Consider the following 15835-nt stretch of genomic DNA (forward strand, 5'->3'; position numbering starts at 1 on the left):
TTATGAATTTTAGCGTAGGCATTGCAGCTTATAACGAGGCGGCCAATATCGGCAGATTACTGGACCGCCTCTTAGTATATCAAATGGATGTTTCCGGGCTGGCCGAGGTGGTGGTAGTGGCCTCCGGCTGCACCGACGGCACCGAATCCATCGTCCGATCATATGCCGCCAAAGACTGCAGGGTCCGACTGATCACCGAGTCCCATCGGAAAGGGAAGGCCACAGCCGTCAACCTTTTCATTGAGAATTCCGCCAATGATCTGCTGGTGTTGATGAGTGCCGACATCCTGCCGGACGAAGGGGCCTTAGAACTATTGGTCGGGCCTTTTGCCGATGCCCTGGTAGGGGTTACTGCCGGCAGGATCATCCCCCAGAACGAACGGACCAGCTTCATGGGCTTTTATGTGAACCTTTTTTGGTCACTTCATCATCGTATTGCGCTGAAGAGTTTCAAGGCCGGCGAAGCAGTGGCTTTTCGCAAGGTATTTGATGCTATTCCGGCCGATACTGCTACTGACGAGACCTGGATAGTCCAATTGGTGCAGGAGAGAGGATATTTCCCCAAATACATACCTCAAGCGGTTTTCAGAAATAGGGGGCCGGACAATATCCGCGATTTCCTCAAAGTACGCCGAAGGCATCTTGTCGGTTATCACCATCTGCTTAAATTGCGGCCCGACTGGAAGCTTCCCGACACCATGGACAATTTCAAGGTATTGAAGCTTTTAAAAAATGAGGTATCGTTCAGCCCCAGGAACGTGATTTATCTGATTGGCTCCCTGTTCTTGGAATTATGGGCCAGGGCGATGGCTCGGTATGATTTTTATCTGGCCAAGAGAAACCCCTTTGTGTGGGATATGGCTGCCTCCACCAAAGATCCGAAGGGCAAAAAATGAACCCCATCGTCGGACAGATACCCTACCGGATGTTCAGGGCCTGGGGCTGGCCGGTGGTCATGCCGCTGAACTACACCATTAGCCTGACTACCCGGTGCAATTATCGCTGTGCCACCTGCCGGATATATCAATCAAATCTTCCGGAGATGGCGATTGAAGATTACCGAAAACTTTTTACATCACTGGGACGGTCGCCTTACTGGGTCACCTTCTCGGGCGGCGAGCCTTTCTTAAGAGATGATTTCGAAGATATTGTTGACCTGTGCTGCGGCATCTGTCGTCCCAAATTAGTAAATATCCCCACCAACGGAAGTATGCCCGATAGAACGTCAGTGGTCGTCAGGGACCTGGCCAACCGACACCCTAAGATAAATTTCATCATTAATGTTTCATTGGATTCCGTCGGAGAGGAACAGAACAGCATCCGAGGTAACAGGGATGCCTGGCGGAACGCCGTCTCTACCATCAAGGCCCTGAAGAAGGATCAGCCGGCCAATCTTCTGATAGGCATAGGTACGGTCATTTCGAAAAATAACCTGACTGGTTTTGAGAAACAGCGCTCGGAACTGGCAAAGCTGGGAGCCGATTCCATGGTGGCTGAGGTGGCCGAAAAGAGGGCGGAGTTATTAAACCAGGACCTGGATATCACCCCCTCCCCGGAAGAATATGAGCCAATAGCCGATCATCTGATCAAAGAGATCGACTTGAGCAAGAAGAAGGGTTGGGCCGGGATCGCCCAGTCATTTCGCCGGCAGTACTACGGTTATGTATACAGGATACTGCAGGGCAAAAGCGGCCTGCCCTGCTATGCTGGGTTTGCCTCAGTCCAGATAATGCCGGATGGGGCGGTCTGGGGCTGCTGCATCAGGGGTGACGGGATGGGCCGGCTGTCCGATCACGGCTATAATTTCAAAAAGCTGTGGCATGCGCCCCAGGCCCGCCAGACCAGGAAAATGATCAAGGCCAGACAGTGCGCCTGTCCCCTGGCCAATGCTTCATACACCAATATGGTGTTCGATCTTCCGACCTCTCTGAAAGTAATCCGGGATCTGATATTCTAACAATATTGATGCATCCACAATATTTCGTTTTATAATGTCCCTGATCAAACAAACGGCCGCCATTATTCTGTGGCTATTGATAAATATTCCGCTGAATATTTTCATCTTTCTGGTATTTGTCCGGCAGACACTAGCGGTCCGCAAATCTAACGAGATAAAACCGGTGCCCGACGATTCCGATGCCCGGATCAGGCTTTTTGTGGAGAATAATCTTAGATATATGTCGCCCCGCGGGGGGGACGAAGGCCTGGGTACGAAATACGAAAGGATTATGGTGGACGGCCTGCTGAGCCGGATAGCCGGGCAGTACGGAATAAAATCAGCCCTGGAATCTCCGGCCGACGGCATAACCGGAATTCCGGGTGCCAACAGCCTGGTGCTGGCCGGACATTTGTCCCGGCCGATGTGTCTGACCAATCCCTCCCTGCTGTTATTGCGGGAGGCCGAGGCCACCTGGCAGGGCAAGGGCTTGGGCGACAAGGTCTGTTTGTTTCAAAGCGGTGCGGTGGCATTGCCATTTTCTAATGGGAGCCATGAGCTGTCCTGGAGCTTCTGCATGCTGGAAAAGATGAATGATCCGGTGATATATCTAAAAGAGCTGTCCCGGGTGAGCTCCAAGATCGTTCTGATGGTGACCATCAACAATAACAACCTGGGAAATGCCCTGCATCGGTGGTATCACGCGATAAAAAAAGCTCCCTGGGACCACGGGAATATCGCTATGACCCAAATGGCCGGGATGATAAAAGCCTTTACCAGGGCCGGGCTGGAGGTTCTGGAGGCCGGAGCGGTTGACGTTCCGCCCTCGATGGACACCCAGGACATGCCCCTGAAGGATGATATCGACAGGATCGTCAGGCTGTTCGGCAGAAAATGGGAATGGGGATTGCAGAATAAGGCGGAAAATAAATCCGGCCTGCTGAATTTATTTTGCTGGCTGGAGGACAATCTGCCGCCCTGGTTCAAGAGGCTCAATTCCCATCATATATATGTCATCGGAAAAGTAAAGGACTGCTGATAGATCATTATGCCCAAAACGAAGGTTTCCTATCCCTGGGAAAATAATTATACTGTAGATCTGCTGAAGCGGTTTATATTTACACGGTATTTCAGCTGGCGAAAATTCTATAATCTGATGCTGGGGTTGGCCCAGAATTTTTTGCTTCTTGATAGGGCCTTGGCCCGGCCGGTAAAGATGATCATCGAACCATCCGACCGGTGCAATCTGAATTGCCCGCTCTGTCCCACCGGCCGGAGGTTGGCCGGCAGAAAAGAAACCAATCTCCGGCTCGAGACTTTTAAGAAAGCGGTCGATCCGCTGGCGCCTTATTTATACGAGACATATTTATACAATTGGGGCGAGCCCCTGTTGAACCCCGAATTGTTCAACCTGGTCAAATACTGTTCCCATAGACGCATCAGGACGGTGGTCTCCACCAATCTAACACTTTTTGAAAGCCGGATGATGAATTCCCTGATGGACTCGGGGCTGGATACCATGATAGTATCCCTTGACGGGGCATCGGCCGGCAGCTATTCACAATACCGCCGGGGCGGGGATTTTGAGAAGGTCATAGCAAACCTGAAGGCCATCGCTGCCGAGAAGACAAGGCGGGGGGCCAAATACCCCCGCCTTGTCTGGCAGTTCATCGTGTTCCGGCACAATGAGACCGAGATCCCCCAGGCCATTGCCATGGCGAAACAGATGGGGATTGATGAGATCAAATTTATCGCATCTTTTGCTAAAATGGAGACCCTGGCTTATAATGCCGCCGATAAAAAACAAGAGGAATTGGAAGATTACCTGCCCCAGGACCACCGTTATCACTTGTACAACTCCAATAAAGGAGCCTCTCGAAAAGTTGCTCAATGCCCATTTCTGTGGAACCAGATAGCGGTGCGGACCGACGGAGGTATTGCTCCCTGCTGCGGTAGCTATCATAAGGATGATGATTTCGGCTCTTTGTCCGACAGCGACATCATGGCCGTATGGAACAATGAAAAATATCAACAGGCCCGAAAAACATTGAGGACCAGGGGTTGGTTTAAAAGCCATACTATTTGTGACCAATGTATTATAAATGATCCCTACAAATAAAATGCCCGATATATATCTAAAAAAAATCAAGCACATTTCGCAGTTCTCCGATTGGCTAAAAGAACTGCCTCTGTCAATTCCCAAAGACCGTCCGGTGGTGCTGAAGCCCAACCTGGTCTATCCCATCAGTTGGAAAAGCGGGGTGGTCAGCGATGTCCGCCAGGCGGGGATGCTGATCGAGCATCTCAGGCGGCTGGGTGTCAGTGACATTACCATCGCCGAAGGGCCGGGGCTGGGGGTTGATCCGGTGGAGGCCTTTGAAAAAACCGGTTTTGGCGAACTGTCCCGCAAACAGAACGTTTCGCTGCTGGACCTGAACCAGGCCCCTCGCTATCAGGTGAAATGGTATGACGGAGAGCTGTCGCTGCCGCTGATCTTCAAAGACGCTTACTACATCAACCTGCCCAAACTTAAAACCCATATCAATACTTTGGTAACTTTGGGCTTGAAGAATCAGAAAGGGCTTTTATCCTATTCCGACAAGAAGCGGTTCCACAAGAATGGACTGCACCGCCCGGTGGCCGAACTCTATAAACTGATCCGGCCCGATTTTACCATTTTGGACGGGTTCACTGCCATCGAAGGCGATGGGCCGCTGTTTGCCGGGAAAAAGGTCGGCCTCAAGGTCCTGATGGCCGGAGCCGACTCCCTGGCGGTGGATGCCGCCGGCTGCCGGCTGATGGGCATTGACCCGCTGGAGGTGGAACATCTGAAGCTGGCTTACGAAATGGGTCTGGGCAGCATCGAGCCCGGTATTGTCGGAGATCAGTTAAAAGACTGTGCCAGAAAATTCAAGAGGCCCGAGATGGAGATGCTGAAAATGCTAGGCCTGCACAATCAAAGGACGCCCCTGGCCTGCAGTATGTGCGGGGGGGCGGCCCGCGAGGGGTTGATCTCCTCGGCAAAAAATCCCGGCAAGTGGGCCAGGAGCCTGATGCCGGTGCTGTGGCAGATGGCATTCGGCCGGATAAATTTCGTTTACGGCCAAGAGGCAGCCCTGCCCAAAAATCGCAAGAAAGTGATCGCAGTGGGGGACTGCACCCGGCATCTTAAGAATGATCCCAGCGTAATATGGGTGGAGGGCTGCCCGCCCTCGCCGGAGATGCTGGTGGAAGCCTTTGCTAAACTGAGGAAATGATTGTATTGCCATGGCCAAAGTAATGCTCTTGAATCCCCCGGGAGACCGGATCTATTTGAGGGACAGCTACTGCAGCAAGGTCTCCAAGGCGGCCTACCTGACTCCGCCCATCGACCTGCTGGTGATCAGCGGCTATCTGGGCGATCGGCATGATATTGTTGCTCTTGACGCCATGGCCGACAGGCTTACATTTGATTCTGCCCTGGATAAAATAATTGGAAGCCGTCCGGATTTTATTGTCTCGCTTTTCGGACTGGCCTCCTTTGTCAACGACATGGTTTTTTTTAAACTGATCAAGCAGGCCCTGCCAAGCGTCAAACTCATTGTTAGCGGAGACGCCGGGTTCGATGATACCGAAAAAGTCTTGAGGGAAAATCCTGCCATCGATGCTGTTCTGCTGGACTATGCCACGACCGGGTGGCTTTCCTACCTGATTGGCGATGAGAAAAATTCTGTTGATATTGCCTTTTTATCCCAGGGAATGTATTGCTGCCGGCGCAGCCCTCGGGCAGAAGAGTATTCCGCGGGCATCCCCAGGCATGAGATCTTCCCTTATAAAAAATACCGGATGCCGTTTGCTCGCAAACTGCCATATGCCGGGGTGGTCAGCGATTTCGGCTGCCCTTTTAAATGCGACTTCTGCCTGATCGGCCAGCTACCCTATAAACTGAGGCCGGTGGAAGAAGTGTTGGAGGAGCTGGAATATCTCAAAGATTTGGGCATTAAATATTTTTCCTTTGGAGACCAGACCTTCGGGGTTGACCGGAAAAGGACAGCGCTTTTGCTGGAAGGGATGAATAAAAGAAAGATTGGCCTGCCCTGGGGATGTTTCTCCCGGGCCGATCTGCTGGATGACGAATACCTGAAGATTTTTAAGTCGGCTGGTTGCGACTTGATCATGATCGGAGTGGAATCCGGCAGTCAGGATATCCTGGACCGGCATCATAAAGGGATAAGGTTGGAGGATCTCCGGCAGGCTTTTAGGGATTGCCGCAGGATGGACATCCGCACCCTGGCCACTTTCATTATCGGGCTGCCGGGTGAGACTAGCCGGACTTTTGAGCAGACCCTGAAACTTGTCCTGGAGCTTGATCCAGATTTCGCCTCATTCAATCTGCCGGTGGCCAAACCGCTGACGCCCCTAAAATCCCTGGCCGAAAAGGAGGGCTGGGATATTTCCAGCCAGGGCGATCAGTCAACCGAGGCCGGGGTGTTTTCAGGGGAACTGTCCCGAGAGATAATGAAACAGTGGCAGAAAGTGGCTATCCGGAAATTTTATCTGAGGCCGGGATATTTTCTTAAAAGAGCTTTATCTATGAGGTCTTTAACCGAATTAAGAATCAATCTCCAGGAAGCAGCCGGATTATTTTTAGGGGGCAGCTGACATGAGAACCATGATAATGATCCCTACCTACAATGAATCAAAAAACATCGAAAGACTTATAGGTCAGATATTCGGCTATACCTCCCAGGTCGATATCCTAGTGGTGGATGATAATTCCCCGGACGGCACCGGACAGATAATTGATAAACTATCAGCCGAGAATCCGCGGGTTCACATTCTGCATCGTAAAAAATTGAGGGGAAGGGGACTGGCCGGGATAGCCGGGCTGCGTTACGCTCTGAACTGGGGGGCGGAGGCCATTGTGGAGATGGATGCCGATTTCTCCCACGATCCCAAGCATCTGCCGACCTTGTTGGAGGGCTTAAACGAAGCCGATGTGGTCCTGGGCTCCAGGTTCGTCAAAGGGGGGGCCGATGTGGGCCGGGGTTGGCTGCGCCATGCCATTACCATTTTTGCCAACTGGTATATCAGACTGGTGCTTAAGATAAAGATAAAGGACTGCACTTCCGGCTATCGGGTCTTCAAACGAGAGGTGCTGGAGACCATTGATGTTGATTCTCTGATCTCACGCGGCCCGGCTATCGTGCAGGAGATACTCTACAGCAGCATCCTGTCCGGGTTCCGGGTCAAGGAGGTGCCGATAGTGTTCATCGACCGGCAACGGGGCAATTCCAGCTTCAACTTTAAGATCATGTTTGAGGGATTCATGATGATCCCCATCCTGCGCTACCTGGCCAAGACTGAAAAGTGGGGACAATTGCGTTGAACAGCGATAAAACAAACACTTCCGGCAATGCCTATTGGGATGATGTGGCAGATAAAGTCGGCGACTATTATCTTATCCCCAAACTGGCCGAATATAAAAACCGGGAATACACCGATCTTCTGGAGAAATGGGAGATCGGCCCTGACAAAACGATTTTAATCACCGACCTCTACGAAGCCGCCTTTGGCAATACCGGGATCTATGGCTATCTTAGCGGCCTATCCAATAATGTCTTGGGAACGGATATATCTCGTAAATTTTGTCTCAAGGCCAGGGATAATTTTAAGCAGCAAAATATTGATATCGGAATCATAGCGGGCGATGTCACAATTGCTCCTCTGGCAAACGATAGCGTGGATGTTATAATTTCTCCGTCAACCTTCGACCACTTCCCGCAGATAGATCAAGCCCTAAAGGAATGTTGTCGCATCTTGCGGCCTGGCGGAAAATTAGTGCTGGCGCTGAACTCCTCCGACAATCCCTTCTTTAATCTGGGTGTTCGGCTGGCCGAGAAATTCAAAAAACACGAATATCAGACCGATTATTTCTATTCCGTAAGACAGACAACAATGCTGTTGAAACGGGCTGGGTTTGCCGTCGGGCGATCAACGGCCATTATGCATGTGCCCATCGGGCTTACCACCCTGATCGAGTTTTTTGACAGGATCAATAATCCGATTACCGACCGGATAAATGGCATGATGATCGGCGCCTGCCGCAAATGGGGCCGGTTGGATACCAGGATGAAGTTATTTACCGGTTGGTGGATAGTTTTAGAGGGAATCAAAAAATAGAATTTATACACGACGATATAAGTTTTATGCAGCTTGTCATTCGCTCCAAAGGCGCATTTCGTTTCATACTATCACTTACCGATGAGCTCAACCGGGCTTGACCCCGTATCAAGTACGGGGCAGGCTCCGGAATCCAGTGTTTTCCTGGATTCCCGCTGGAGTTTATCCCGCACTGCGATGCGGGACGGGAATGACGGGTTATGTTGCGATTTATGACGCTGAGTATAGAACCGTATGTCTGGTATTTTAAAATGGGCAGTGATCAGAGATATTTTCAAAGTAAAATAAACAGCCATGAAATATTTCCAAGAAAAAATAAAAGCTGCGGTTGAAAGGGTCGGCACACCTTTACAGATTGCATTTTCAGAGGTTTTGATTGATAATATAACCAAGGCTAAAAGCGTATTATCTCAATACTGCTGGCAGGAGAACATCTTCTATTCCTACAAGACCAATCCGGTGCCGGAAACACCAATTTTATTTACGGTGTAATGCCAAATGAACTCGCCAAAAACATATTTAATGGCGCCCAAAGAGCATCATCAAATTGTTGCCGGATTAATCCGGGCAAAGTGCGGGAAAAACGCGCGGATATTAGAGATTGATGCGGGGGAAGTTGCTCTTTGGGATATCAATTTAAATTTTATTATCGGCGTATTGTCAAAGACCAAGAAACCGGAAACATTTAAGGTTTTGGATTTGGGGTGCGGATACGGTTTCCATACCAATGCCGTGGGCAGTCTTAACTGCCATGCCTTGGGTATAGACATAAACGAATCAGCTATAAATTTTGCAAGGGAGAGTAATACTTTTCCCGGGAAGGTCGCTTTTTTAAATAAAGCTGTTGAGTATCTGCCGGGCCGAGAGGTGTTTGATGCAATAATTGTCAGCGAAGTATTGGAACATTGTGCCAGCCCTGAAAGTATTGTCGCTCATTGTAAACGGCTGATAAAAAATGAAGGGATTATAATATTTACCGGTCCCAATGGGCACAGCATTAGAGAGTTTGCGGAGATCGTTTTATTGCCGATACGCAAAACCAAAATGGGCTTGGAAATTATAAGAAAGATAAGAAAACTTGCAACCGGATTAACAAATCGTCAAATCACGGCATGGGATCTATTTGTCGATGATTATCACAAACAATTTTATTCCATGAATAAGTTGTTATCGTTATTCTCGGAATATGGCTTTAAATTAAGGGAATATCAAAATCAGGATTTCGCGGCCACTCTACTGGGGACAATATTCCCGTATCTTAAATTTCCGGCGGGCTTATTTAAGTTTGATTATAAAACGGCTGACCGTTTGCCTTATTATTTGGCCGGAGGATGGATGATGATTTTTGAACAGCGAGGCGAAAATGGCGATTGACAAAACTCAGGCCTGCCTGCCCGTCGATGGTTCGGCGAAGGCAATGGAGGCAATAGTAAAAGGGGCCGTCGAAGAACACGGCACCCCGTTGCAGATCGCCTTTCGGCAGGTATTGTTGGAAAATATTGACCGAGCCAGACAAGTCCTGTCCAAGCATGGTTGGCAGGATAACATCTTCTATTCCTACAAGACCAATCCGGTGCCGGAGGTCTTAAAGCTGTTGCACCAAAACGGGGCCGGGGCCGAGGTGATCTCGGAACGCGAACTGAACCTGGCCCTCGGTCTGGGGGTGCCTCCGGACAGAATAGTATTCAACGGCATATACAAATCCCCGGCGGCCTTGCGGACTGCGGCAGAGAAAAAGATCAAATGCATAAATATCGATGCCCCGCAGGAGCTGGATATCGTCAATCAGTTGTCAAAGGAGGTCGAATACAGGATCGGACTGGGACTGCGGGTCCGTCCCTCCGTGGGCTGGCAGGGTCAGTTCGGACATATCATCAAAGACGGTTCGGCCTACGCCATGGCCGAAAGGATCACGGCCAATAAAAAACTGGATCTTAAAACCATACATTTTCATCTAGGCAGTAGCAATTTAACAGCTTATCGCCGGGCAATTGATGAATCTCTGGCCTTCATCGGAACCGTAAACAGAAAACTGGGAACCGATATCAGGGCGCTGGACATCGGAGGGGGCTTTCCGGGCTCGAATATGCGGATGCTGACCATCTGGGAACAGGCTTGGTTGAGGTTTTTTGATCGGCCCTGGCCGGCCCCGGTGGCAGGCCCCGATGATGGATTTCAAATATTGGCGGAAACCGCCGGGTATTTTCATCGGACCAGAACGAAATATGGTTTGGAGAATCTTGAAATGTGGACCGAACCGGGCCGCATAATAACCGGCGATGCCCAGATACTGGCTGTCAAGGTGGTCGGTCTCCGGAAGTCCGGCAGGAAACAATATGCCATCGTTGACGGCGGCAGGATGGGGGCGGCCGGGCCGTTAGTAGGCGAGACCCGGAGGGTCTCAGTTCCGGGAAAGAACGATACAGGAAATAAAAAATCCTATGATATCGTTGGCCCCACCTGCATGCCCTGGGATCGGCTATTTGCCGGGGCCAAACTGCCGGAGCTGGAGATTGGGGACATCTTGATTGTTGAAGGTGCCGGAGCCTATTTCGTGCCCATGGAGATGGAATTTTCGTTTGATAAACCGAAATTTGTAATGCAATAAGAGTTTAAATTTGAACAACGGAACGAAGCCTACGGTATTCATATTGGAAGGCAATTTTCTGGGTTTGGAAATGGCCCGCGAACTGCTCGAAGCGGGGTATAGCGTAGTGGTAGTGGGTCACTTGAAAAGCGACATCGCCCTGTATACCAGGGGTGTAAAAGGCATTGTGCTGCCATTACCCCAGGATGCTCCGGATGTTTTAATGGCCGGTCTATTGAAGGAAGCCGGCGAGGTTACGGGGGATAAGGTGATAATCGGGGCCAGCGAGGGGTACGGGAAATGGCTGTCTCAGAATAAAAAAGAATTGTCCCCGCAGTACAAAATGCTAGATTGCCAGGTTGAAGAGATCACCGCGCTGTTGGACAAATGGAACCAATTGCAAATGGCCGTGTCTGCCGGGATAGCCATACCCCAAAGCTCGATATTGGACGAAAATAATGAGCCGGCAAAAAATATCAAATTCCCGGTGGTGGTGAAGGCCAGATATTCCACCAAATCCATGCTGTTCAGGGATTCTCTGGGGGAAAAGGTTATTTTAGCCAACAATGACCGGGAGTTGAATAACGCCTGTGATAAAACAACCGATCTTGGTTTCAAGCCGTTGATACAGGAAGTGATACCCGGGGTTGATTACAACCAATTCCTATTCGGTGCGGCGGTAAAGGATGGAACGCCCTATGCCGTCTGCCTGGCCCAGAAACTCAAGGCCAATCCCCAACCCTACGGAAGCGGAGTGGTGATCAGGACCATATATCATCAGGAGATTTATGACGCCGGGGTAAAATTTTTGAAACAAATAAATTATTCCGGCATTTGCGATATCGAATTCATGCGCAACTGGAACACTGGGGAGTTCCAGTTCATAGAGTTTAATCCCCGCTACGGACTGGGACAGAGGGTGTCGCAAATGGCCGGGGTCAGCCTGGCCGAAATTGCCGTTGAAATGGCTATGGGATCCCGACCCTCAGATATCAAGATTGCTGAGCCGGGCTTCTACTGGGTCTATTTTGATGAATGGATCAAGGAACGATTGATGCCTTGGCGAAATTCGTTTACAAGGTCATTGCGCACCCCAAGCAATACGGCAAAAATATTCGATATCAGGGATTGCCAGCCGGAGTTGCGGCATGTAAGGAACCTACTCTTGTTAAAAATTAAACGCAGGGGGAATATTTTCCCCGGTTTTTCAGGAAAACTGCAAAATAATTAAGGTGGGTTTTGAATAGTTTGGAAAAATACTGGCATAATAGATTTGACCGGCTGGCAACTGAGAATATTCCGGATTGGCAAAAGGCAAGCTGGTGGTACGAGTATATTATTGAAAACCAAAAAAGATTTATCGAATCCGGCCTAAGGAAATATTCTGCTGGTAAAAAACTGTTGATAGCAGATATCGGATGCGGGCCGGGCATAAATATTGAGCAACTGACCAAACTAAGGCATCGAATAATGGGGCTTGACTTCTCTATTAACGAACTTAGGTCAGTAAAAACACGGGGACATTATGCTGATTGCCAGCTGATTGGCGGTGATGCATCGCTGTTGCCGCTAAAGCCAAATATTTTTGACGCAGCTCTATTTTTAGGCGTTATGCAGACGGCTGACGATCCCGAACGTCAGATCCATCAGCTTGCCGGGGTTTTAAAACCCGGAGGTATGCTACTGCTGTCCGCCTTGCGCCAGCACTCGCTTTGGGAACTGCCCTTTTGGCCGATTTATATACTATCCCGGCAGGGTTATTATCCCTGGCTGGCAAGCCGAAATACAGGTATCATTAAAAGCAGAAAATATCTGTTGCCCCGGCCCGGTGATGATCAGAACCAAAGATTAAGAAGGTATCCCCAGGGGAATATAAAATCCTGGCTCGCCAATGCCGGTTTTCATAAAATATCTTTTAAATATGACGGACCGGTGGAATATATACCGCATCTATCCAACTCAATAATGATATATGTCAGCGCTTTTAAAAAATAACGGCGGGATAAAAATATATAATTGCCCGGATGATCTTCCCCAAGAGTGGGATCAGGCCTATCCAGAACAGGATGTTTTTAGCAAGAGGTGCATTCTTCAGCATCTGTTTTTGAGCAGCCCCCTTAAACAAAATTATTTTTGGCTGGAAAAACCCGGAGAAAAACCGCTGGCTGGACCCGTGTGCCAACCAATGCTTCCTTTTACCTTGGGGCCAATTACCGTACATAGACCAGCGACAGTCTGTTCCCTGCCAATTCCGTTCAGCACCATGCCGGGGTTCTCTGATGCCGGCCGGGTAAAAGATGTTGCTGAGGCAATGAATTGTTTCCGCGGAGGTTTCCAGTTGATAAGCGGGCTTCGAGAACGGGGGCCGGAAGTCAAGGGCTGGTCATGGCGAAGACACTTTCCTACGGTTGATTTCGACATCCGGTGGAGTTCTTTTGCCCAATACCTAGAGAGCTTCCGTTCAGATTATAAATCCAGAATAGCGGATAGTCTGAGAATGGGAAGTAATTTAAGGCCTTCCATCATCCCGCCCGACAGGCTTGATGAAAAAACATATTCTTTATATGTAGATGTTGCCCGGAGATATCGCTCAATTGTTTTGCCCCGGCAATTTTTTACAAAATTTCCTGGCAAAAATTATATTTTAGGCCTGGAATTAGATAACTCTGTCTTAGCCTGGGCCTTCTTGGTCCCCCAAGGGCGGTATCTGTATTTTCTTTTTGGCGGATTTAACGATCAATCGAATGAAGAGTACAGCATATACAATAATCTTTTGCTGGCGATAATAAGGTTTTCCATCGAAAATAAATTTGACAAAGTAAATTTGGGCCAGACCGCAGAGTTGAGCAAAATGAGGATCGGGGGCTATCCGCGCGAAAGGTTCCTTCTGGTCAGGCATACTAATTGCCTGATAAATCAAATAATTAAAAAAACCGATATATTCAGTTATCGAAAAAAATATCCGACGCCGAATGTGTTTAAAAACAATGAAAAATAAAACTGAAATAAAGGTACCTATAATAAGTCGCACTTGGCAATGGATGGCTGTATTTGCTGTTGTCATTGGCTTGGTCCTGGCCGCCGCCATCTACCCGGCCTCGGACCCCGACCTGTACATCATGCTGGCTACCGGTCGTTATGTGGCCCAGACCGGACATGCTCCAACGGTTGATATCTGGAGCCACACTGCCTACGGTCAGCCCTGGCCATTCCACGAATGGCTTTCCAGCCTGTTGTTCTACGGCCTGTACCTGCTGTGGGGCATTGGTGGCATTGTTTTATTCAAGGCGCTGGCCCTGGCCCTGGCCTTTTTCCTCGGCCTGCAGATCATGAGGTTGAGGGGGGCATCGCCTTTTACTGCCCTGTTGACTTCTGCACTGGCTCTGCTGGTTTTAAACCATGCTTTTGCCGAGAGAATACAGGTGATCAGTTTTGCATTCTTTCTTTTATCGCTTTACCTGCTGGAGCTTTTCCGTTCCGGCCGGATAAAAAAATGGATATTCCTTGTAAGCACGGCGGGTATGTTCGTGGTTTGGGCCAATATGCATCTGGGCTATATCATCGGCCTGGGGCTATACGGGTTAACCCTGATAGACGGATTACATGCCGGAATTAAAAATAAAGAGTGGGGTTTTCTAAAATGGTCGGCGGCCGCATTCCTGCTGGCTTTATTGGCCACGGGGCTTACCCCTTACGGGTTCGGGTTAACCACAGACGTCTTAAAGCTCTTTACCGATCCGGCTACCAAGGAGTTTGACATATTCATCTGGAAATCCGTGTTGGAATACCAGCCGCTTTTATCCCCGGGCTTCTCCCGCGAACCGTTCGTCATTTACGGCCTTATCTGGATAGCTTTTTCGGGCCTGGGCCTGCTTCTTAACATAAAAAAGACCCGGCTCTCCGAATGGCTGCTGTACACCGTTTTTGTTTATCAGACCTTTTGGGTCACCAGATACCTGTGGTTTTTGGTCTGGCTGTCTTTTCCCTTTACCGCAGTAAATTGGCAGGGGGCGGTGGACACAATAAGTTCAAAGTTTAAAGTTCAAAGTTTAAAGTTCAAAGTGTCGGACAATGTAATATTAGCATTGTTGATTCTAGTGATTTTGATTGGCGCGGGACTGTTTCAGCGCAGCGGGCAGCATCTGTGGCAGAGGTTCAAGTTGGACTGGCGGCCCCGGATGAACTCCGAGCGGGGAGTGGAGTTCCTCAAACAGCACCGGGGCGAATCCCGGGTCTTCAATGATTTTGATATCGGCGGGTACCTTTTATGGAAGGAGGTTCCGGTTTTTGTAGACGGCAGGATTACCCCCTATATGAACACCCAGGTGATGCAGGACCAGTTCAGGATCTTCGGGGGACAGCTACAGCTTCTGGACAAGTATCAGATAGACTGGATATTCCTGCCCTACAGCCTGAGCGGCCAGGTGGCCCAGTTCGAGGCCTTCAACCGCTATCTGATAGACAGCCGGAACTGGGCGCTGGTCTTCTGGGACGACGCCTGCCTGATCTATGTTCGGAAAAGCGAAAAATATAAGGATTTGATCCAGGCCTATATTTCCCCGATCAACCCGGCCCTGCCCGATCTGAACCTGCCGCCGGAGATATTCTTAAAGGAAATGGAGGCCAAGCTCAGGGAGGATCCCCTGGCCAGGATGCCCTACGTTCTGGCCGGAAACTATTTCTTCAACCGGAATATGCCGGAGCAGGCCGAGAAACAGTTCAAGGCAGCCCTGCGCAACGATCCCCAAAACGGCATATTGTATAACAACCTGGGCAATGTGTATCTGCGGCAGGGAAAAATTGACCAAGCCATTGCAGCCTATAAGCAAGCGGTCAAATATGACGTCAACCTGGGGCTGACCTACTGCAACTGGGGCTATGTGCTGGAGACCCAGGGTAAGATTAAAGAAGCCGAAAAGCTTTACATCACGGCCACCAAGGTATCCCTCGGCGACGCCTGGCCCTACAACCGGCTGGGGATAATCGAGATGAAACGGGGAAATCGGGAGAAGGCAGTAGGCTATTGGAGGAAGGGCGCGGCCATAGATCCATCCTCGGAGGCGGCTAAAAATTTGCGGGAATATTTTAAAAGATAGGCAGAGAAATAAATCGAAAAGCAGAAAGCAGAAAGCAGAAAGAAAAAATAAAAA

Annotated in this window: 15 protein-coding genes; all 15 read left to right on the forward strand. The window is 49.6% G+C overall.

The features are described from left to right. Positions 1–2 precede the first annotated feature (2 nt). The gene (locus tag KJ869_05810; GenBank protein ID MBU1576706.1) at positions 3–896 is read left to right on the forward strand and encodes a glycosyltransferase; all 894 of its coding nucleotides are present in this window, start codon (positions 3–5) and stop codon (positions 894–896) included. Further along, positions 893–1957: a radical SAM protein gene (locus KJ869_05815; GenBank protein ID MBU1576707.1), complete on the forward strand. Its 1065-nt coding sequence runs from the start codon at positions 893–895 to the stop codon at positions 1955–1957. The genes KJ869_05810 and KJ869_05815 overlap by 4 nt, the downstream gene beginning before the upstream one ends. Positions 1958–1991: 34 nt before the next feature. Next, complete coding sequence (locus tag KJ869_05820) at positions 1992–2975, forward strand: hypothetical protein (GenBank protein ID MBU1576708.1); 984 nt, start codon at positions 1992–1994, stop codon at positions 2973–2975. Positions 2976–2984: 9 nt separating this feature from the next. Beyond that, the gene (locus tag KJ869_05825) at positions 2985–4055 is read left to right on the forward strand and encodes a radical SAM protein (protein MBU1576709.1); all 1071 of its coding nucleotides are present in this window, start codon (positions 2985–2987) and stop codon (positions 4053–4055) included. Position 4056: 1 nt separating this feature from the next. Then, positions 4057–5193: a DUF362 domain-containing protein gene (locus KJ869_05830; protein ID MBU1576710.1), complete on the forward strand. Its 1137-nt coding sequence runs from the start codon at positions 4057–4059 to the stop codon at positions 5191–5193. A 10-nt stretch (positions 5194–5203) separates the two neighbouring features. After that, positions 5204–6577, forward strand: a complete 1374-nt coding sequence (locus KJ869_05835) for a radical SAM protein (GenBank protein ID MBU1576711.1) — start codon at positions 5204–5206, stop codon at positions 6575–6577. A gap of 1 nt (position 6578) precedes the next feature. Then, positions 6579–7304 (forward strand): polyprenol monophosphomannose synthase, encoded by a 726-nt coding sequence (locus tag KJ869_05840; GenBank protein MBU1576712.1) that lies wholly within the window; start codon positions 6579–6581, stop codon positions 7302–7304. A gap of 44 nt (positions 7305–7348) precedes the next feature. Then, on the forward strand, positions 7349–8098 hold the full coding sequence (locus tag KJ869_05845) for a class I SAM-dependent methyltransferase (protein MBU1576713.1): 750 nt from the start codon (positions 7349–7351) through the stop codon (positions 8096–8098). Between the two features lie 294 nt (positions 8099–8392). Next, the gene (locus tag KJ869_05850; GenBank protein MBU1576714.1) at positions 8393–8590 is read left to right on the forward strand and encodes a hypothetical protein; all 198 of its coding nucleotides are present in this window, start codon (positions 8393–8395) and stop codon (positions 8588–8590) included. Positions 8591–8596: 6 nt separating this feature from the next. Beyond that, positions 8597–9472: a class I SAM-dependent methyltransferase gene (locus KJ869_05855; protein ID MBU1576715.1), complete on the forward strand. Its 876-nt coding sequence runs from the start codon at positions 8597–8599 to the stop codon at positions 9470–9472. Beyond that, complete coding sequence (locus KJ869_05860) at positions 9462–10706, forward strand: hypothetical protein (GenBank protein MBU1576716.1); 1245 nt, start codon at positions 9462–9464, stop codon at positions 10704–10706. The genes KJ869_05855 and KJ869_05860 overlap by 11 nt, the downstream gene beginning before the upstream one ends. 10 nt (positions 10707–10716) lie before the next feature. Further along, complete coding sequence (locus KJ869_05865; GenBank protein ID MBU1576717.1) at positions 10717–11916, forward strand: hypothetical protein; 1200 nt, start codon at positions 10717–10719, stop codon at positions 11914–11916. A gap of 8 nt (positions 11917–11924) precedes the next feature. Continuing rightward, positions 11925–12680 carry a class I SAM-dependent methyltransferase gene (locus KJ869_05870; GenBank protein ID MBU1576718.1) on the forward strand — a complete coding sequence of 252 codons (756 nt, stop codon included), beginning with the start codon at positions 11925–11927 and terminating at the stop codon, positions 12678–12680. Next, positions 12658–13683: a GNAT family N-acetyltransferase gene (locus KJ869_05875; GenBank protein MBU1576719.1), complete on the forward strand. Its 1026-nt coding sequence runs from the start codon at positions 12658–12660 to the stop codon at positions 13681–13683. The genes KJ869_05870 and KJ869_05875 overlap by 23 nt, the downstream gene beginning before the upstream one ends. Positions 13684–13726: 43 nt before the next feature. Continuing rightward, entirely contained in the window at positions 13727–15781 is a 2055-nt protein-coding gene (locus KJ869_05880; protein MBU1576720.1) for a tetratricopeptide repeat protein, read from the forward strand. The last annotated feature ends 54 nt before the right edge of the window (positions 15782–15835 follow it).

The organism is Candidatus Edwardsbacteria bacterium (genome assembly GCA_018821925.1).
Classification (GTDB): Bacteria; Edwardsbacteria; AC1; order AC1; family EtOH8; genus UBA2226.